Here is an 18,656-nt window from a genome sequence, read left to right on the forward strand (position 1 = left end):
TTAAAAATACAGGTACTGGATGAACACACAGTATTCATCATCGATCGATCAAGGAATGCCCATGGACCACCCCAAGCTCACTCCCCGCCAGCAGCAGATTCTGGACCTCATCCAGTCCACCATCGCTCGCACGGGTGCGCCCCCTACCCGGGCCGAGATTGCCAGCACCTTCGGCTTCAAGTCGGCCAATGCTGCAGAAGAGCATTTGCAGGCACTGGCCCGCAAGGGCGTCATCGATCTGGTCAGCGGCACATCGCGCGGCATTCGCCTGCGCGCCGACACCGTGCGCACCATCAATGCGGCACGCGGTGCCAGCTTTGCGCTGCCGCTCACGGCCCTGGCTCCGCTGGTGCTGCCCCTGGTCGGCCGCGTCGCGGCCGGCTCGCCTATTCTGGCCCAGGAACATATCGATCAAAGCTATTCGGTCGAGCCCAGCCTGTTTGCCGCCAAGCCCGACTACCTGCTCAAGGTGCGCGGCATGTCCATGCGTGATGCCGGCATCATGGACGGCGACCTGCTGGCGGTACAGGCCACGCATGAAGCGCGCAACGGCCAGATTGTGGTGGCCCGTCTCGGTGATGACGTGACCGTCAAGCGCTTCAAGCGTACGCCGCAGGGCATCGAGCTGCTGCCCGAAAACCCCGACTACAAGATCATTCACGTCTCGCCTGAAGAGCCATTCGCCATCGAAGGCCTGGCCGTAGGCCTGATCCGCAACAGCATGTTCATGTAGCGGCCAGGCGGCCTGCCGACATCTCCGTCTGCGTACAGGAGGTGCCTCAAGCCTGTTTCCCTCTCGAGCCCAGGTGGTAGGCGCGAGGCTGCCTAGCCTCGCCCTGGGCGGAGCTTTGCCTGAAGCACGCAATCCTGCCCTTATCCATGCCGCAAGGTCATCAAGAGGAGTTGTCAAATGGGATTCGCCACATCACTGCAGTCTTTGACTCGCCGGACACTGAAAAGCCTGTCGTCCTTGCATCCTCTCACCCCGGACTTCCATTCCGGCGAAGCAAGCGCGGCCGCCACAGAGACTGCCTCCTGCAAGGCCCATCGCCCCAAGGCGGCGCAGATCAGCATTCCGGTCATGCGCGCCAATCGCGGCCGCAGCCGCCTTGGCAGCCGCGTGCTTCATCCTCGGACCTTGGTCACCACCTCGCCCATCACCGCCGAGGCGGTGCAGCCCCCCTCTGCACGGCTGCTCAAAATCGTTCAGCGTGAACCACGCAAGCAACCCGAATGCCTGCTGATCTCCGGGCGCATGGCCGATGTCTGCGCAGCGTTGGAACGCATGGTTCTCAATGAGCAGGCAGCCCGGCAGGCCTGAAAGCACGACGAGCTTGGGCTCACTGCGCTCATGCAGCGCAAGCGCGAGTCGCGACAGACCTGCAACTGATGCAGCAAGGCTTCCATATGCCCGCCTGACTGGCTGACTCGCTGACTCGCTGTGGGCCGCAGGCGCTCTCTGAAGTTTCTGCCCCGTTGATCGACAGATGGCGCGAGATGCCACTGCCGCCAGTACCGCGACGAAAAACTTCATTTCGTCGGCGCCAAACGATCTGGATCGCCATGTAAATTTCTTGCCGGACGTTCAGGCTGCTCCTGCCTGCAGAAACGCCTTTTGCAGCAGCCCGCAAGCGACAAAACTCCTTGTCAGGCGCGAATATCCGCGATCGCAGTACCCGGATCAGGGTATTGCGGCACCTTCTCGACAGTGGAAACATTCATACACACATGTCAACGAGGGCGTCCTATGAGTGCCTACCGCAAGCTCTTGCAGCACATACAGGCCAAGGACGCCAACGGCAACCTGCGTCTGATTCTGGTCTATCAGAGTTTTGACGAAGTCGACATGCCGCATGGCGTCTCCATACGCCCGTCTGCCATTTACTTCGAAACCTCCGATCACCAGAAGGTCAACTGGCTCAATCCCCAGCAGTTCGAGATGGAAGCCACTGGCGAGATCCTCAATCGCGTTCCGGCTTCACCGGAGGAATAAGCCATGTCTTGGCCTGGGCAGAATTCCCCTGCGTTCATCGCCCTGCTCCAGACAAGGTTCTGAACATTGCGCAGCCTGAAATATTGGAATAAATTGGCATTCCGGGACATCTTCCGGTATCAGGAGATTGAACATGTTCAAGCACCTGCTCATTCCCACCGATGGCACCAAACTGTCCGAGGCAGCCGTGCGCGCAGGCGTTCTGCTGGCGCGTGAGCAAGGCGCCAAGGTGACCGGCCTGTATGTCATGCCCGATTACCGCGCCATCATCTATGGCGCGGATGCCCTGCTGACCTATAACAGTGCGGAATTCGAGCGCAGTGCCAACAGCGATGCCGATGCGGCCCTGCAGTTTGTCGACCAGATCGCCAGGCCTGAAGGCGTGCCCTGCAACTTCGTGCGAGTCACTCACGCTTCTGTTTACCAAGCCATTGTTCAGCAGGCCCAGGAACTGCAATGCGACCTGATCTGCATGGCCTCCCATGGCCGCAAAGGCATAGGCGGAATCTTGCTGGGCAGCGAAACCCAGCGCGTTCTGACGCACAGCCATGTCCCGGTGCTGGTGCACCGGCCCGCCTCAACCGGCAATCACTAAGGAGCACAAAATATCAGGCAGCGGATCTATCGTTGCACGCATGGACGCCGACCACCGATAGACCATGACTGCTTAGCAATGCAGGCCAGCCAGCCCAAGCTGCCGGCCGCACCCGATGGGGCAACCTGTCGACCGTTCAAACGCGTCAGCAACAGTGCAAGAGCGATAAACGGCAACCGAGGCTGGAGCCTCTGCCAACTATTCAAATGCATTGACTGTGTGAGCTGCAGAACGGAATCGAAGGGACCCCGAAACTTGCCCGCCTTGCGCGGGCATCTTTTTGGGTGCTAGGCACATCGTGCCGATGTCTCACCCAAGCGCTCTCGATGCCCGGGCAAGGTGAACAGGATCTGGAGATTCTGCGAATCCATTTGCTGCACCACGATGGAGCCGTCTTCGTGCAGATAGATCCGCACCGTCCGGTCATCGTCCAGATCCCAATGTGCCACGCTGGTATTCACGCCCCGCCAGCCATGCTCCTCGCACAGGCGGCGCCGACGCAAAGCCCTCAGGAACTCCGGTGAAGCGCCGAGCTCCGCGTTGACATGCACCCAGCTGTCGATCACCAGCTCATAGGCCATCTGCTGCGTATGGCACGGCTTGGCCATCTTCATATGCCTGATCCAGGCATCCAGACGGGAGGCAAAGGTGTATTGCAGGTGGTGAGGCATGAGTTTTCTTGAATTCAATAGCGCACCAGGCTAAATCGCCATTTGCACATCACTTTCAGAATTTTCCTACGCACAATTTACCTAAAACTTCGTCTGAAACAAAATACACATCACCAATAGGCTCAGGGTTTAAGGCTGTCAATAGCTGGATCAAGAGAGCCGGCCCGGTGAAACCCTAGGAATCTGCGGTCTCGGGCTGCCGTATCCGTCATGTCAATGCCTCGATGGACGCATCGACCAGGCCTAACTCTGCGCCCTGATCGGTAGTGGCTGTACCGGCTCAGTCGTGCCAACCGGAGTGCTCCAAGGCAATCAGCTTGCGCGTGGTGGCTTCCTGGATGGGCGATCCGGCAATGCGAGCCGATTCAGCGGCCCATGCCGACACTGCCCCCACGACTCAGGACAGCGGCATGAGCAGAAAACAGCTGGATGAAGCCAGCGTCCCCTGCTTCGAAGTCCTATGTCGCAGCACCCGGGGCCAGCGCAGCCCAGCCACGTTTTTCTTGCTCGAATCGAGACAGGCAACCAAGCGATTCAAGCCGCGAATTCTGTTCGCGGACATCGACATACCACCCGTTCGGGTTCGCTTCTCGGCCCTGGAATGCAGAGCGGATTTCCACATCTGCACAGGCTTCACTCAATTAATAAAAACTATCTTTTACTCCGTTACTTAGCACGCTTACTTCATCAAGAAAAGATGACAGCCGCACCGGCAAAGTGCTGCCTCCGGGCTTCCTGCAAGCTCACAAACGGGATCAGAGCTATCCATCGGCGCGATCTGTAAGTGCCTACATACTTACTTACATCCGCTTGATACAACATCACTCAAATGCAAAGAAATGTCAGCTCGCAGGTTCTGCGGCATGTGGTTGAGCAACTGGGAGTGTGAACATGAGAAAAGTTAATCCTGCCGCCAAGAACGCGAATCGCGCCTTTGTCCGGCTGCACACCTATGTGACCAAGCAATTCGACTGGGATATCTTCACCAAGGACTACCGGGTCGTTCTCAACACCGACGAAGACGGCGGCGTCACGCTCTTCATCGTCAAGGTCTTCGACAAGAACGGCCAGCCCGCTGCGCTGGGGCCGAAGATCCCTAACCAGATTACGTTTTCTTACCGCCAGGCTCCCATCATGTCGGTATGGACAGAGTTCTTCAATGACGGCAAATTCAGCTGGCGCAATGTCTCCTGCCGCTAGGGCGCAGCAGTGGGGGATGGCGGCCCGGCTGTCGGCATGGACACCTGCCGCAGCGCCAGGGGCGCCATCCTGTCCAGCACCTTCAGGAGAGTTGCATGACCCGCTTCCAACCGATGCTTGCAACTGCTGCCCTGCTCAGTCTGATGACCCTACACCTCAGCAGCAGCTCGATGGCCCAGGCCGCCTTCACGACGCCGGGCGGCTACACCAACTCCTACAGTGGCCAGATCACGGGCAATGGGGTTGTGCAATACGGACTGGAAACGCGGCCCTTCCAGCGCATGACCGTCACGCTCGACACCAACAATCCGTCCAGCCAGATGAACGTCTTCAAGGACGGCAATGCCCAGCCGCTTTGCGCAGGCTCGGCCAGGCAAAACGTCTGTACCTTCCGCGTCGAACGGGGTGCGAGCTACCGCGTGCTGATCTATCTCACACGTGATGCCGCCCAGCGCGGCGAGAGTGCACGTTTCACGCTCACGACCGAAGAAAGCACCTGACTGCTCTCACCGGCAGCCCTGGTGCGCCCGGCGTCTTGACTACCCTCAATTTGACCTTGGCCAACGGCTTGTAAACTGGCTTCACCAGATTCAAAGTGAAAGCTCGTTACACGATATGGAAAACTTTCCCAAGGACATCTACACCGAGCCCACACCCGATGCGAACACCCTGGCCAACCTCGGCCCCTTCACCGGCATGGCCGGCATCTGGACCGGCAGGCGTGGCCTGGACATCAATCCCAAGGCTGACGGCCCCGAAAAACAGGCCTTCATCGAGCACATGGAGCTGCAACCCATTGATGCGCAGACCAATGGTCCACAACTCTTCTACGGGCTGCGCTATCACACGCGCATCGTCAAGCCCGACGACGTGGAAACCTTTCACGACCAGGTCGGCTACTGGCTGTGGGAGCCTGCCACCGGCAACATCATCCAGACCCTGAGCATCCCGCGCGGGCAGACGGCCATGGCCACGGGAAACACCACGGCCGATGCCACCAGCTTCACCCTCAAGGCCGTGCGCGGCTCCACGGTCAACGGCATCTCCAGCAACCCGTTTCTGGAGCACGCCTTCAGAACCGACGCCTACACCATCACCGTCACCAAGCACGCCGACGGCACCTGGTCGTACGAGCAGGAAACCACGCTCACCATCCCCGGTCAGGGCGAGCCCTTTGCCCATACCGACCGCAATACCCTGCACAAGATCGGCGAGCCCACGCCCAACCCCACGGCAAGAGCCGCAGTCGAGATCTGATGGCGAATAGCCAGGACGTTGTCGTAAGCATCGCGCACTCCCCGACCCCGGCAGCGAGGGGTTGAGCTCAATGCTTGCGCAGCGCTGCATCAATGCAATGAGGCAGAGCTGATGGCCTTGCGCAGGCGTTCAAGCAGCGTCCGAGCCAGTTCCGGATCTTCGAAATTGCTGGGCTCCTGCCCTGAGGTCGACAGGGACCTGATGCTGCGTGCCTGCAATGTCTGCACCTGGGCATCCAGCGGCAAGGGCTTGCCCTGGCATTGCGTCAAGCGCTGCGCTGGTGCCTGGCCCAGCAGATAGTTCATGACCGTCAGGTCCACGCACTCTGTCTGATAGACCATCAGGCCATGGCTGCCTTCGTTCATGACGTAAACCATGCTGGTGGCCGGCAACTGCTCGAAGGTCTCCATGGCACCGGCCAGCGGTGTGGGCACGTCGTACTCGCTTTGCACCATGAGCATCCTGGCGGTCTTCAGACTGGCCATCGACGGCTTGGAGAACTGCAACTGTCGTTTCCAGTACAGGCAGGGCTGGCCCGCAATACGGTTGTTGGCGATGGGCAGCGTTCGCGCCAGCTCGAAGCCCTTGTTGACCCAGTAGACCGGATCTCGCTCCAACAAGAGTTCGTCGTTGCAAACCACCGTATTGAAGACCGAGTCGGAGTTGTCCGCAGAAAACGGCACGGCCGCTGTCCAGTACTGCGGATCGTTCAACATCGATATCCCGCTGCCGATGCTGGATGCCTTGTCTGGAATGCTCGCATCCACATCAGGATCACCGGTGCTGACCTGAATGTTCTGCAGCCGGTTGGCAATGTCGGAAGGCTGCATGCCATTGCGCAGATAGCCGCTGGCATCCATGAGCATGCGGGCATAGAGAAGCTCGTTGGCAATCGTGTCGGGCTCGGCCCGGAAGCTGCTCTGCACCAGCATTTGATTCAAAGGTGGCGCGAGCCTTTTCAGCCTGTCCACAATCTCCTGCGTGCTGGTGCCCATGCCCAGGCTGCTGTTGTGGCGCGCGGCATAGGGAGCAATATGGTTGGCAAAGCTGTGTATCTTGCCGACTTCGTAGCTGATGCTGGCCGCATGAATGCTCTGGCTGAAGTTCATATTGCTGTCGACGACCATGGGGCCGACGCGCTCGGGGAACAGACCCGCGTACCAGAAGCCCAGCCAGGTTCCATACGAGATGCCGTAGTAATGCATTTTCTCGTCGCCGAACAGATGGCGCATCAGATCCATGTCACGCGCCGTGGCATCGGTATTGATGAAATCGGAGATCGGGTTCTTCTGGCAGTTGACGGCCATGTATCTGGCTGAATCAGTGATTCTGCGGATGTTCTCTGCGTTCTCCCCGTCGGCCGAGGAGTCCTGCGCATAGACCTGCTCGTTGCCGCTGCACTGCAAATTGGTGCTGGCCCCGACTCCTCTGGGCGAGAACCCGACGAAGTTGAAGCTTTCACTGACCTTTTTGTAGATCGCGCCGAGGGCGGTATTCGGGTTGCCGCCGGCAAGCATCTGGGAATATGCCAGCGACAAGTTGAGACCATCGCCACCGGGCCCGCCGGGATTGAAGAACAGATGAGGCTTTTTCTCGGGGGCATCGGCGGCCTGCACCCTGAGGGCCGAGACCTTGATCTTCAGTCCATCGGGATGCTTGTAATCCAGCGGAGCCTCGATATCTGCACACTGCAAACGACTGCCGAGCTTGCTGATGTAGCGCTCGGCACCCTCCGAGGAGTACTTCGAAAAATACGCATCGCAGCTGCCCCAGCTCAGCTTCTGGTTCTTGTATGCCGCCAGCGGATCTTTGGTTTCAGGCTCGGCATCGGAGCCGCCACAAGCCACCAGCAGCACGGCCAGCGGTACCAGCCCCAACCATTGCATCGATTTCATTGCTCCCCCTCTTACTTTTTGAAAAACTCAGGCAAGAGCAATTACATATTTCGGGCTAGACAAGGACAATCACTGGAATCAGGTATTTGCCGAAAGCAATCCAATGCCACAACTATTCTTTTAATAGCTATCAGCGATTCAACTACAGATGATTAATCCGCTTTCCAATCATTTTCTTACCTCTTGATTTTGATCAAGATACTGCATGAACCGACACTCCCAAGCTTGCATTAACTGCTTCCGAGTGTGAGTATGGGGACGGAAATCGGCCTGAAGCGGTCCATTTCATCTGGCAACCAATATGCGCGCTGGCGCGCAAGGAGGCAGACATGTTCAAGCATATTTTGATTCCCACGGATGGCTCGAAACTCTCCGAAGCAGCGCTGCACGCAGGCATACAGCTGGCCAAGGAGCAAGGCGCGCAGGTAACCGCGCTGTATGTGATGCCGGACTACTCCGCCATCATCTACGGCGCCGAGGCACTGATGTCGTACAACTCCGCCGAGTTTGACAAGAGTGCCCAGAAGGAAGCCGAAAAGGTACTGCAGACTGCGGCCGACATTGCCGCAGCCGCGGGCGTGGAGTGCAAGACGCTGCGGGCGACCAGCATCTCCGTCAACCAGGCCATCATCAAGACAGCCCAGGAAAGCCATTGCGATCTGATCTGCATGGCATCGCATGGCCGCAAGGGCATCGCCGGCATTTTGCTGGGTAGCGAAACCCAGCGCGTGCTGATCAACAGCAGTATCCCGGTGCTGGTGCACCGCCCCTGAGGGCTGCGCGGCAAAGACTCGCGGCGGCACTCGGCAGACCAGCAACGCTCCCGACGCCTTCGTGCGTCGGGGCGCTTTTCAAGCGTGCCAGCCAGACATGCCTCGGGAACACGGAGCATTGCCAGCTGGCCCACGAAGAGAGCACCGGGATGCGCGACGAAGGAGTATGGCAAAGCTCAGGCACGGAATGAAAAGGCCATCTGTCGATGGCCTTTTGCGTTGGGCGAGCTTCAGTTCGCCGTGACCAGGTCCACCGAAGTGGGCGAAATCCTGAGGCGCCCGACCAGATCGGAGGCTGCGGCATAGAGCTTGTAGCCGCTTCCACTGACTGCCTGCATCTCGATGATCCAGTCGCCTTCGGGGGCGATCAGCTCGACGCCGGAATCCACCAACTGCCCTTGCGCGTTCATGACGAGCGGATGGAATTCTTCGTCTTCTTCAATCTCGGCCATGGCCAGGCCGATACCGGCAAGCCCCTGCGAGGAAAGCTTGTACTTCACGACCAAGCGGCCCTGTTCGTCCTGCAGCGCATAAAGCATGCCGTCAGCTTCGCTACCATATTCGTCAAGCATCCTGACAGGGATCATGAACACCGTGTCCTCATCGTTTTCGGGCAGCATGGTGATCACCTGCCCATCGAGATGCGGCCAGACCTGGGACTGAGGCAGACGAACTTCATTGCCGTTCACATCCAGCTGCTGCATGGCCAGTGCCAGGCCGTTTTGTGTGAGCACGGCATAGCCCCGGTCAAAGACACGGCCCAGGCCCGGCATATTGCTGTTGACCAGCGCGCTGAAGGCATTGCCGCTGAGCACCGGGCTGGTCACAGTGATTTGCGGCATCAGCGAGCTGCCCGCAAAAGCGGCATAGGCCTGCACAAAGCCTTTGATAGGGGCGGAGAAGTCCAGCTCCGCGTACTGCGCCAGCAGGCGAGAGTTCAGCGTGGAATAGCGCGGGAAGTACATCATCAGGCCGTAGGCTTCGTCCTCGCCGCCATCCTTGTGAATCACCGCACGGTCGAATGCAGTGCGAATGTCCTGCTGCATCGAGCTGCTCAGCAGACTGCGCGCGGCAAGCTCATTGACCCAGGAGAGCACGTCCACCAGATCAAACTGCGTGTTGAAGATATTGGTCTGGAAATCCTCGGCATTGCGCCGTGCCGCAGCCAGTTGCACCCAGGCGTCGAGCCCGCCGCTCTGCAGTGACTGATGCAGGCGGGCAGCAGCCTTTTCCAGCACGGCAATCAGCGCCGGGATCTGCTGGAGGTCGGTCACCGCATAGGCCGTGAAGTCGAGCGAGCCATTCTGTTGCTTGTAGGTGTCCACGATGGTCTTGCCCAGGGCATCGCCCCTGGCCAGGGGGTTGTCCACCATGTACTGCACCAGTCTGGTCCAGTCCCAGCCGGTGGTCACCTCTTCCGAAGCCACCAGATAGTTGACATAGGGCTGTAGCGACGCAGCCACTTCCAGGCTGGACATCAGGCAGGCGTCAAAGCCCAGCAGCTCCAGCCTGACATCGGCCTGCTGGATTGCGCTGGTGATGTCTTTCACGCTCATGGATTTACCACCGCCATATGCCTCGTCCCAGCCGAATCCCGCGACCGGGCCGCCACCATGGTTCCAGAGCGTCAGCGCATATTGCTGCGCGGGGTACTGGCGTGCTCCCCACTGGATGAAGTTGCGCAAGGTATCGGCCTTGTTCATGGCCACCTGAGCACCTGGCTGCTCTGCCTGAGGCAGTCGCTCCAGAGTCCAGCCCCTGCCATTCGAAGGGGCTGCGGCAGGAGTCAGCCGGTAGCGCACCGTCTGCGTCAGATCGACACCGGCCACCGAGCCTGCAGCCGAGCCGCCGCCGACCTGCAGAACCACGTTGATGTCCTTGCTGCTGGCCGCTGCCAGCATATGGGTGAGATCGCCCTCCGCGCTGGCAATCAGATCCGAGGCCACCAGATAGACCAGCATCGTGGTTTTTGCGCGCGGCCTGTCACCATCGCCTCCACCGCAGGCGATCAGCAGCATCGTGAGCAACAACATCCCCCACCATCGAATCCATCGCATAGCTGCCTCCCATTACTTTTTGAAATATTCAATGAATAGGAATTACAACTTTTGAGCTAGACAGAAACAATCACTGGAATCAGGTATTTAGCAGCGCAAACGGATCCATCGATCAGTCCATCCAGGCCCCGCCCCATGAATCGACTTTTATCGGCTTTTTCAGGGTGCGCACACATTCCTTGCCGCCCGTCCCTGCAAGCAGGATTCACACGCCTATTCCCCGGAGAAGGAGCAGGTCAAAGCACTGATGAATAAAGCACCTGCAGCTATCAAAATTGATTCCACAGGCGCCATAATCATCGCGCTGGGCAAAAGCGCAAATGAGCCTTTCCAGCCATCCAACCGGCCCCAAGACACCCATGAATCGCACCGAATTTCTGCAACAGCCCGAAGTGGCTGGCTTCACCGACTGGCTCGCAGCCACACTGCCGCAGCGACAGATTCGGCTGGACATTCGCTCCTCCACCTATGTACCCAAAGGCTTGAACGCCACTACCTGCTTTGCCGACCTGGTGCCCGACCACTACCGCTGGCGGGCGACCGGCCTGACAACGGGCGACTGGGCCGAGTCGTGCGCCAAGACCGGTGCCCTGTCTGCCGGGCTGCGCGCCGCCGTGCAGGCCGGCGATGCCGCCGCCACGCTGGCCGCCTGCAGCGATGTGCTGGACTGGGGCGGCGAGCGCAACCCCAGGGAAGGTGCACGGCCCTTTCTCGTGGGCCTTGGCAACCACATCAGCCAGTACATTGCCCAGACCCACCAGGAGATGGCGCTGGGCACGGCCAATCTGCGCAGCGGCTTTCCGGCGGTACAGCTCATGAACTCCATGCTCACCAAGGTGCATGCGTTCTATTCGGCAGAAGGTCTGCCCATCTATGATTCGCGCGTCAGCGCCGCAGCGGCTGCGCTGGTGGAGTTCTGGCGTCGCCACAGCCGCACACGCCAGTTGCCCGACACGCTGAGCTTTCCCCTTGCCGGCGGCAGCCAGAAGCCCCAGCACAAACTGGCTTGCCTGTTTGACCAGCCCCCGTCGCCGGGCACCCTGCTCTACACCAGCCAAGGCACTCCCCAACGCTGGGCCGGCGCCAAGGTCCGGCTGGCCTGGGTCATGGCCGAAACCCTGCGCAAGAGCCCGGGCCTGTTTGCCGCCCAGCCCGATCGCATGCGCGCCATGGAAGCCTCGCTCTTCATGGTCGGCTACGACCTGAACTGCCTGGCCTGAACAGCAAAGCCCTACCGGTCAGTCACTGCAGCGGAATTTGACGACGCCCAGCCTCTATCGCTTATCCCAAAAGCGCTGGCAGCGATCAAAATTGGAGATTCAAAGCCTGCATCTGCAGGCCTGGCTGCTGACGTCCGCGCCAGCAGCTGCGTGCCATATCGACACACGGAGCTGCTCACCCTTCACACCGTGCGCATTGCAGAGACTGCGGCAGGAGCGCCTGCGCAGACTGCAGGCATGGCCAGATCCGGCGGGAATCGCGGCAGCACCCCCTGCCTGCCGGATTAATCCTGTTAGGAATATCGAGAGTTCCGCCTCAAACGTAAACCAAATGCTACGTAATGGCGGCTCACTCACAGTTTTCAGGCTTGCGCCCCGTTCTCCTACAGAAGGGTTTTTCCTGAGTCGGTGACCATGGACCCTCAGCAAGCCAACCGGTTTGCTGATCACCAACCTGAAGGAGTGAAGGAAATGACGCAACAAGCCAACCAGCAGCACAGCCCCAACCAGCAGGACAAGCAGCAACAGCAGCAGCAAAGCCCTGGGCAACGCCAGCCAGGCCAGAACACCAACCAGCCCGGCCAGCAACAGCAGCAGAGCCCGGGCCAGCAAAAGAATCCCGCCCAGCAGCAGCATGGGCAGCAGCACAAGACGCCCCAGCACTGAAAGTGCACGCCTCAGCGCTGGCCCTGTGCGGCAGCGCTGTTCTGAACCACGCAAAGAAAGGAGCAGGAATGCAATCAGCCTCACCTGTCATCTCATCCGATCGTGTCAACGGCACCAATGTCTACAACCCCAACGGCGACAAGCTGGGGTCCATCGACTCACTGATGATCGACAAGCTCACCGGCAAGGTTCGATACGCAGTGATGCAATTTGGCGGTTTCCTGGGCATAGGCTCGGATCTCTATCCCCTGCCGTGGGACAGCCTCAAATACGAGCCCAGTCAAGGCGGTTACGTGGTTTCCGTCACCAAGGAACGGCTTGAAAACGCCCCTCACTACGCAGGTGGCGCATTGCCCGAATACACCGACGACTACGGCCGCCGCGTCTACGATCACTACGGTGTGCCCTTTGTCTAAGCCCGGCGCGCAGCCGCGCAAGCGCTAGCGCCCGATCCGAAGAAGAACGGCAGGCCGGTGAGCGCCGGCCGCCATCCTGTTGGAGTTCAGCCCACCTCGCGGTAGGCTTTTTTTTGCCCGGAGATGTTCAAATCTAGCTTCCCGGCCCCGCGGGTCGCAAGAACGTGTTGACGATCTCCTCGCGCCGTGACACAGGCTTTGCGGGCTGGGATGCAAGGATGCAAGGGGGCGCCCCTCCCGCACGCGATACCGCAGCAATAGCCGCGCTATTGCGAGGATTCGCGCGGCCGGCGAGGCAACGCCGCAGACCGCCCCTGACCGGGCGTGCGCAAAGCACCTGTCCCGAAGGGTTGGCGCGAAATCGGGCGATGTGCTGCGCGCTGACTCCTGCTTGCACCCCGGTGCAAGCGGTGAGCCATCGCTTCGAACTCATCCCGATGGCGCTCCAACGCGGCTGCCTAGAGATTGTCAACACGTTCTCAGCGCGGCCTCCCCGCAGGGTCAAGCGGGGCCATCCGGTGTGATCGTCCGGGCAGACGATCTTGCTCAAGATCAAGGCCTGAAATACGCTTTGCGGATACTGCAGTGCACCAACCATGGACTGCGCCGGATCGCCGGATCGCCGGATCGCCGCAGTCGTCACACCCGATGGTGAAGACGCCCATCGTTTTCTGCCGAGCCTGAGGTTCTCTGACCCTCCCTCCGCTTCCTCAGGCACGCCGCAAGGCATCGGCCTTTATTCAAAAGCCCACCCGCGAAAGCCGGTGGGCTTTTCTTTGCCCGCAGACATCCGCTGCAGCCACGCAACACCCTGCGTTCACGCCTGTTGACGCGCTATGCAGCTCAGCCCTAAACTACTGTACAAATAAACAGCACTGATAAAAATAACAGTAGAATCCGATGCAATCGCTGCTTGCAGATCCGTGCCTCAGCCCTCGTTTTCCCCGCCAGAGCGCGAAGCGCATTCACTCCGCACCTTCGTTGGTTTCGCCTGCTCGCAAGAGCACTGGCCTTTTTATTCGCCCCCGCCCATGCAGCGGGCCTGCCTCTCGCCAAAAGGAAATTCCATGCTGTACAGCACCGTGCCTCAGCCCGTTGATGAAGACCTCGTGCAGCGCCTGCGCGAGAAGGGAGGCCTGTGAAATGGCCACACATCCCCACCGCCCTGCTCGCACTGCTCCTGGCGGTCCTGCTCCTGCTCGCCCCGGCCTTGGAGCAAAGCTTCTGAGTGCCGCGCAATGGATGCTTGCGCTGCTGGGCCTCATCAGCGCCGTTGCCGTCATTGCCACCACGCCCGAAGCCTGGCCGCTTTGACCGCTTAATCCATCAATTCTGATAGCTATATGCGCTTGATTGATAAGCGCCAGACCGGAGAAACATCATGGAAAAGATCATCGAATCCCTGATCCTCGTCGCCGCCATCGGCATGGGTGCCCTGTGGCTGGCAACTCCCAGTGCCCAGGCGGACGAACCCACCACCCTCACCAAATCCGTGCGCGATGATTTCGCCTGCCCGGGCATGCACGCCGAATGGCTGGATGCCCATACCGTCCAATGCCTGCGCGAAAAGCCCTGACCTGCCGCCACGCACATCGCCCATCCACGGCGGCAGCGTTATGCTCATCAATCTGCCCGCGTTCCGCTATAAAAATCAAAGCATCTAACGCAATCCATACTTAGGTTTCAGAATAAAAACACCTTTAAATTCATATAGATAAAGCGCAAGGCGCTCACAAATTCAGCGAGTATTCAGTCAATTCGACATGTACATCAAGGCCCGCAAGGTTTGCTACCCGGCGGGCCTTTGCCATTCCTGGTCGCAGCAGCGAGCTTGCGCAGGCCGCAGCGGCAGCCTTGACCCCGACCAGATGCAGGTCAGCCCTGCCGGCACGCAGCTCATGCGCAGCATGAGCTGCACCGTCTCGCCCTGGTGGCCAGGCCCGCCCAATGCCAGGTTCAGGGCGTCGTTACCGGGAGGGGTGGTCGCGGCGGAACAGTTCCCACTCGTCAATTTCCCTACCGTCGGGCAGCACGCAGATGCCGCGCTCGCCAGCGCCCGTCTTCTCGATACGGGTCTTGCCGCCCTGCTGGGCGCAGTAGACCGAGGCCGGGTTGGCCATGCCGACCATGGGCGCGGCAGGCGCTGTGGCCCGAGGCTGTGCACAGCCGCTGATGGCAATCGCGCTAAGAACCGCGCCGGTGGTTTCAAGTGCTTTTTTCATGGGCCCAATGTAGCAAATGCCCACCCTCTCGCTGGGGCTCATAAAGTCATGCTTCAGAGCCATTTCATCAGGGCTTCACCCATTGGGGCCAAGGGTTTGCGCCAGCCATCCCCGCGCACGCTGTCAGCGAATGTCACTTTTAGTCATTTCCCCTCAAAAAAAGGAAAAAGGGAACTGTCAGAAATCGCAAGAAGTTGTTAATTTCTGATCCGGAAGATCAGCGACTGACACATTGCCGATCGCCATGGCATTTAGATTCCATGAGGGATATGGCCAGTCTGGCCTGTCTGTTGGTAATCACTAGCAGAAGGGCTGCGTGTATGCATACGAGCAACGACTACATCTATGTGCTGATGCCATCGCTGTCCCTGCTGTTTCTCGCGGGCTTGCTCGGTGTGTGCTGGGTGACCCAGCCACGGCAACGCTTTCTGCTCTGGCTGTGCGCCGCCTTCATGCTGACGGCAGTGTCCGTCAGCATTCGCAGCGTGCTGAAGTTCGAGGTCCTCAACCACTATGTCGTTCTCGTCAACGGGCTGTTTCTGGCGGGAGCATGGTGTCTGTCCAAGAGTTTTTCAGAGCGCCGGCGTGTGCCGATGCATCCGCTCGCCGTCCTTGTCCTGTGCTCCATCACCCTGGCTTCGCTGTACTACTTCGCCAATCTGACGCAGAACCCTGAAGGCCGGCTGCATGCATTCAGCATAGGCGTCGCTCTGATTCTTCTGCTGCCGGTGCCCGCAGTCCTCAGGCGGGGCCTCTCCAGTGACTGGCTGGACAGGACTTTGCTGTGGTCCTATCTGTCCTATGCCGTCCTCACCATGCTGCGCCCGACGCTGGTGGCGACTTTCGCGCATAACGGCCTCAGCGATGCCATGCAGGCCAACTCGACCTACTGGCTGACCACGCTGATGAGCATTCTGTTTTTTGCGCTTCTCTTCACCGTGCTGATCTGCGCCGTCACCATCCGCGACACCGTGCGCCAGCTGCGCACCGAGCGCGATCTGGATGCTCTGACCCAGGTACTGAATCGCCGCGCCTTTGGAGAAACCGCACAGCACCGCCTGGCCGACAAGCGCCTGTATCCCATGGCGCTGGTAGCCAGCGACATTGATCACTTCAAGCGCATCAACGACAACTGGGGACATGACAAGGGCGACGAGGTGCTGCAACTGGTCTCCAGAGCCATGCAGCACAATGTGCGCAGCAATGATCTGGTGGCACGCTTTGGCGGCGAGGAATTCATGGTGCTGCTGACCCGCATCGATTTGCCGGGCGCCGAGCAGGTCGCCAGGCGCATAGGCCTGGAACTGAGAAGCGACCAGAAGGTGCTGCCCGACGGGCCGGCCGTGACGCTGAGCTTTGGCATCACCGCCATCCACAATGCCAACCAGCTCGAAGGAGCGCTGCGCCAGGCTGACCAACTGCTCTACAGCGCCAAGAATGCAGGGCGTGATCGCGTGCATGTGGAGGGCCGCCTCTACCCGGACATCAGCTTCGAGCAGACCATGCCGGCAGACCATCCCATGGCCCTGCTGATGTAGGCTAGGCATCCGGCCATCACGCACCGGACAGCTCGTTGATCCAATTTGGCCCACAATCAAGGATTGACCATGGGTTGCCGGCGCCCGGCTCGCCGGCATTGCTGCATCCGCCATGGCTGCACTTTTGTCAGTGGAATCCTTGATGCGCAGACTTCGCCATCTCACCAACCGGCACCGCACGCCGTCCACCAATGTCGCCCTGGGTCTGCTGCTGGCCTTCAACGCCGGCGCGGTCAATGCAGGCGGATTTCTGGTGCTGCGCATGTATACCTCGCACATGACGGGCTTCGCCTCGCAGGTGGCCGACGGCATGGTGCTGGAAAACGCCACGCTGCTGTTGAACGCACTGGGCGCCATCATCGCCTTCACGACCGGCGCGGCCGTTTGCGCAGTGCTGGTCAACTGGGGGCGCAAACGGCATCTATACAGCGTCTATGCCCTGCCCCTGATGCTGGAAGCGCTGATGCTGATCGCCTTCGGCCTGATGGGCGCCGTCACCCTGACGTGGAACACCCCGTTCGCGGTGCCGCTGACCGTGCTGCTGCTGTCATTCATGATGGGGCTGCAAAATGCCGTGGGTTCCAAGACTTCAGGCGGCAGCACGCGCACCACGCACATGACCGGCAATTTCACGGATCTGGGGATGGAACTGGGCAAGATGTTCTTCTGGAAGCGCCACGCCCAGGCCGGCCTGCCCCTGCCGTCCCTGGTCCGGCATGACTGGCGCCGCATGCAGGTTTCGGCAGGACTGATCCTGATGTTCGTGCTGGGCGGCATTACCGGCGCCCTGGGCTTCAAGCATATCGGCTTTATCTGCGTGGTGCCGCTGGCCGCTCTCTTGCTCGCCCTGTCCGTACCGCCCTTTCTGCGCGATGCCGCGCAAGCGACGGAGCGGCCCTCCCTCTTCAGCAAGAAGGGCTGAGCGCCCGCGGCTCAAGCCGCTGCTGCAGAACCCGTCGGATCGTGCACGACAACCTGGTCGCGCCCCTGCTCCTTGGCCTTGTAGAGTTGCCGGTCAGCCTGCATCACGGCCTCGCGCAAGTCGCTGCCCAAGGGACATGCCACGATGCCCAGGCTCAAGGTCACGCGCTGACCGTCGGGCAAAGCGTCTATGGCTTCGCTGATTCCAACACGGATGCGCTGGGCCACCCGCCCTGCAGTATCGATGTCGGCATGGGTCAGCAACAGCACGAACTCCTCGCCGCCAAAGCGGGCAACCAGATCGGTGCCACGCACCCCTGCCTGTATGACTTGCGCGGCGGCCTTGAGCACCTTGTCGCCAAACTCGTGCCCCCAGCTGTCGTTGACCCGCTTGAAGTGGTCCAGATCGGCCACGACCACCGAGATCGGCTGCGCTTTTCGATCGCGGACCAGCGGCTCTGCAAGCTCCCAGAAGCTGCGACGGTTCAATACCCCGGTGAGCGCGTCGTGGTTGCGCTCCTCCCTGAGCTTGGACATGGCATCCGCCATGGAAACAATGAGCATCAGTCCCGAGAAGACCAGACTGAACAGCAGCGAGCCCAGCATGGTAACCAGCCAGTAGATCGAGCTGAGCATGTCCTGAAGCTCGCTGAAGCCCAGATACAACACCATGACCGGTCGCAGCACCGTATAGATGGCAAACACGCCGTAAGACCAGTACAGCAGCTTTTCCAGCCCGTCACGCTTGACCTTTTTCAGCGCGATCGCAGGAAAGGGAATGAAGTGAATGATGCCCAGCCCGGTATTGAGCCAAAGCACCCGCGCCGCAATATTGTTCTGCACGACGCTGTATTCATAGAGCGCAGCGACAACGATGATGGACACCAGGGCCGAGGTCTTGGGATAGGAGGAAACGGAGAATTTCTGGGCAACTCCCCAGGTGCAGAGCCAGGCCCCCAGCAGATATACAGGCCCGGTGTAAACAGCCCATTTCACCAGCTCACCGGCAGGCATCAAACATTGCAGTCCCAGGGCAATCCCGGTCAGCGTCAGGCCGCAGGCCGTCGAGAGCAGGAATACGGAACGGCGCTGCGCCAGCCAGCAAAAAGCCATGAGCGCGCCCAGCGCGGTAATGCACACCGGCGCGACCAGCAAATAGAGCTGCAAATTGCTAGGCATGAATCAGCCGTTCAGTAAAGCTCATTCGCGCGGCTACACATTGGTGGCTACCC

General features: G+C 60.0%; 20 protein-coding genes. 15 read left to right on the forward strand and 5 right to left on the reverse strand.

The annotated features are described in order from the left end of the window. Positions 1-61: 61 nt before the first annotated feature. From lexA to FSY59_RS20910, 4 genes are all read left to right on the forward strand, one after another. On the forward strand, positions 62-733 hold the full coding sequence (lexA, locus tag FSY59_RS20895) for a transcriptional repressor LexA (RefSeq protein ID WP_029158456.1): 672 nt from the start codon (positions 62-64) through the stop codon (positions 731-733). 177 nt (positions 734-910) lie between these two features. Beyond that, entirely contained in the window at positions 911-1,321 is a 411-nt protein-coding gene (locus FSY59_RS20900) for a hypothetical protein (RefSeq protein WP_148729593.1), read from the forward strand. Positions 1,322-1,747: 426 nt separating this feature from the next. After that, complete coding sequence (locus FSY59_RS20905) at positions 1,748-1,993, forward strand: hypothetical protein (protein WP_019042785.1); 246 nt, start codon at positions 1,748-1,750, stop codon at positions 1,991-1,993. Positions 1,994-2,126: 133 nt separating this feature from the next. Then, entirely contained in the window at positions 2,127-2,588 is a 462-nt protein-coding gene (locus FSY59_RS20910) for a universal stress protein (protein ID WP_019042786.1), read from the forward strand. 287 nt (positions 2,589-2,875) lie between these two features. Here FSY59_RS20910 and FSY59_RS20915 read toward each other — a convergent pair whose 3' ends face one another. Further along, positions 2,876-3,259, reverse strand: a complete 384-nt coding sequence (locus FSY59_RS20915) for a hypothetical protein (RefSeq protein ID WP_019042787.1) — start codon at positions 3,257-3,259, stop codon at positions 2,876-2,878. Positions 3,260-4,150: 891 nt separating this feature from the next. Here FSY59_RS20915 and FSY59_RS20920 point away from each other — a divergent pair. From FSY59_RS20920 to FSY59_RS20930, 3 genes are all read left to right on the forward strand, one after another. Next, positions 4,151-4,459 carry a hypothetical protein gene (locus FSY59_RS20920; protein ID WP_019042789.1) on the forward strand — a complete coding sequence of 103 codons (309 nt, stop codon included), beginning with the start codon at positions 4,151-4,153 and terminating at the stop codon, positions 4,457-4,459. Between the two features lie 95 nt (positions 4,460-4,554). Next, on the forward strand, positions 4,555-4,959 hold the full coding sequence (locus FSY59_RS20925; RefSeq protein ID WP_029158458.1) for a hypothetical protein: 405 nt from the start codon (positions 4,555-4,557) through the stop codon (positions 4,957-4,959). Positions 4,960-5,074: 115 nt separating this feature from the next. After that, on the forward strand, positions 5,075-5,716 hold the full coding sequence (locus FSY59_RS20930) for an FABP family protein (RefSeq protein WP_043373585.1): 642 nt from the start codon (positions 5,075-5,077) through the stop codon (positions 5,714-5,716). An 89-nt stretch (positions 5,717-5,805) separates the two neighbouring features. Here the strand turns inward: FSY59_RS20930 and FSY59_RS20935 are convergent, their stop codons facing one another. After that, positions 5,806-7,611, reverse strand: coding sequence for an alpha/beta fold hydrolase (locus FSY59_RS20935; RefSeq protein WP_148729594.1), 1,806 nt, complete (start codon positions 7,609-7,611; stop codon positions 5,806-5,808). Between the two features lie 329 nt (positions 7,612-7,940). On the opposite strand from FSY59_RS20935, the gene FSY59_RS20940 reads away from it, so the two are divergent. Beyond that, entirely contained in the window at positions 7,941-8,384 is a 444-nt protein-coding gene (locus FSY59_RS20940; RefSeq protein ID WP_019042793.1) for a universal stress protein, read from the forward strand. 230 nt (positions 8,385-8,614) lie between these two features. Here FSY59_RS20940 and FSY59_RS20945 read toward each other — a convergent pair whose 3' ends face one another. After that, a complete protein-coding gene (locus tag FSY59_RS20945; RefSeq protein WP_187427951.1) occupies positions 8,615-10,417 on the reverse strand; it encodes a clostripain-related cysteine peptidase in 1,803 nt (600 codons plus the stop codon). A 383-nt stretch (positions 10,418-10,800) separates the two neighbouring features. On the opposite strand from FSY59_RS20945, the gene FSY59_RS20950 reads away from it, so the two are divergent. The 5 genes from FSY59_RS20950 to FSY59_RS20965 all read left to right on the forward strand — a co-directional run bounded on the left by FSY59_RS20950 (position 10,801) and on the right by FSY59_RS20965 (position 14,319). After that, positions 10,801-11,661 (forward strand): hypothetical protein, encoded by an 861-nt coding sequence (locus FSY59_RS20950; RefSeq protein WP_019042795.1) that lies wholly within the window; start codon positions 10,801-10,803, stop codon positions 11,659-11,661. A 471-nt stretch (positions 11,662-12,132) separates the two neighbouring features. Then, positions 12,133-12,327, forward strand: coding sequence for a hypothetical protein (locus FSY59_RS20955; protein ID WP_148729596.1), 195 nt, complete (start codon positions 12,133-12,135; stop codon positions 12,325-12,327). Between the two features lie 68 nt (positions 12,328-12,395). After that, complete coding sequence (locus FSY59_RS20960; RefSeq protein WP_019042797.1) at positions 12,396-12,743, forward strand: PRC-barrel domain-containing protein; 348 nt, start codon at positions 12,396-12,398, stop codon at positions 12,741-12,743. A gap of 1,143 nt (positions 12,744-13,886) precedes the next feature. After that, positions 13,887-14,057, forward strand: a complete 171-nt coding sequence (locus tag FSY59_RS27430; RefSeq protein ID WP_155496371.1) for a hypothetical protein — start codon at positions 13,887-13,889, stop codon at positions 14,055-14,057. Positions 14,058-14,124: 67 nt separating this feature from the next. Beyond that, positions 14,125-14,319, forward strand: coding sequence for a hypothetical protein (locus FSY59_RS20965; protein WP_019042799.1), 195 nt, complete (start codon positions 14,125-14,127; stop codon positions 14,317-14,319). A gap of 391 nt (positions 14,320-14,710) precedes the next feature. Here the strand turns inward: FSY59_RS20965 and FSY59_RS20970 are convergent, their stop codons facing one another. Continuing rightward, positions 14,711-14,965 carry a DUF333 domain-containing protein gene (locus FSY59_RS20970; protein ID WP_034399487.1) on the reverse strand — a complete coding sequence of 85 codons (255 nt, stop codon included), beginning with the start codon at positions 14,963-14,965 and terminating at the stop codon, positions 14,711-14,713. A gap of 320 nt (positions 14,966-15,285) precedes the next feature. On the opposite strand from FSY59_RS20970, the gene FSY59_RS20975 reads away from it, so the two are divergent. Together FSY59_RS20975 and FSY59_RS20980 are read left to right on the forward strand one after the other, a co-directional pair. Then, a complete protein-coding gene (locus FSY59_RS20975) occupies positions 15,286-16,503 on the forward strand; it encodes a GGDEF domain-containing protein (protein ID WP_019042801.1) in 1,218 nt (405 codons plus the stop codon). Positions 16,504-16,645: 142 nt separating this feature from the next. Then, positions 16,646-17,425, forward strand: coding sequence for a YoaK family protein (locus FSY59_RS20980; RefSeq protein WP_029158460.1), 780 nt, complete (start codon positions 16,646-16,648; stop codon positions 17,423-17,425). A gap of 11 nt (positions 17,426-17,436) precedes the next feature. Here the strand turns inward: FSY59_RS20980 and FSY59_RS20985 are convergent, their stop codons facing one another. Then, a complete protein-coding gene (locus FSY59_RS20985; RefSeq protein WP_029158461.1) occupies positions 17,437-18,603 on the reverse strand; it encodes a GGDEF domain-containing protein in 1,167 nt (388 codons plus the stop codon). Between the last annotated feature and the right edge of the window lie 53 nt (positions 18,604-18,656).

The sequence above is a fragment of the Comamonas sp. Z3 genome (genome assembly GCF_008121565.1).
GTDB lineage: Bacteria > Pseudomonadota > Gammaproteobacteria > Burkholderiales > Burkholderiaceae_C > Comamonas > Comamonas brasiliensis.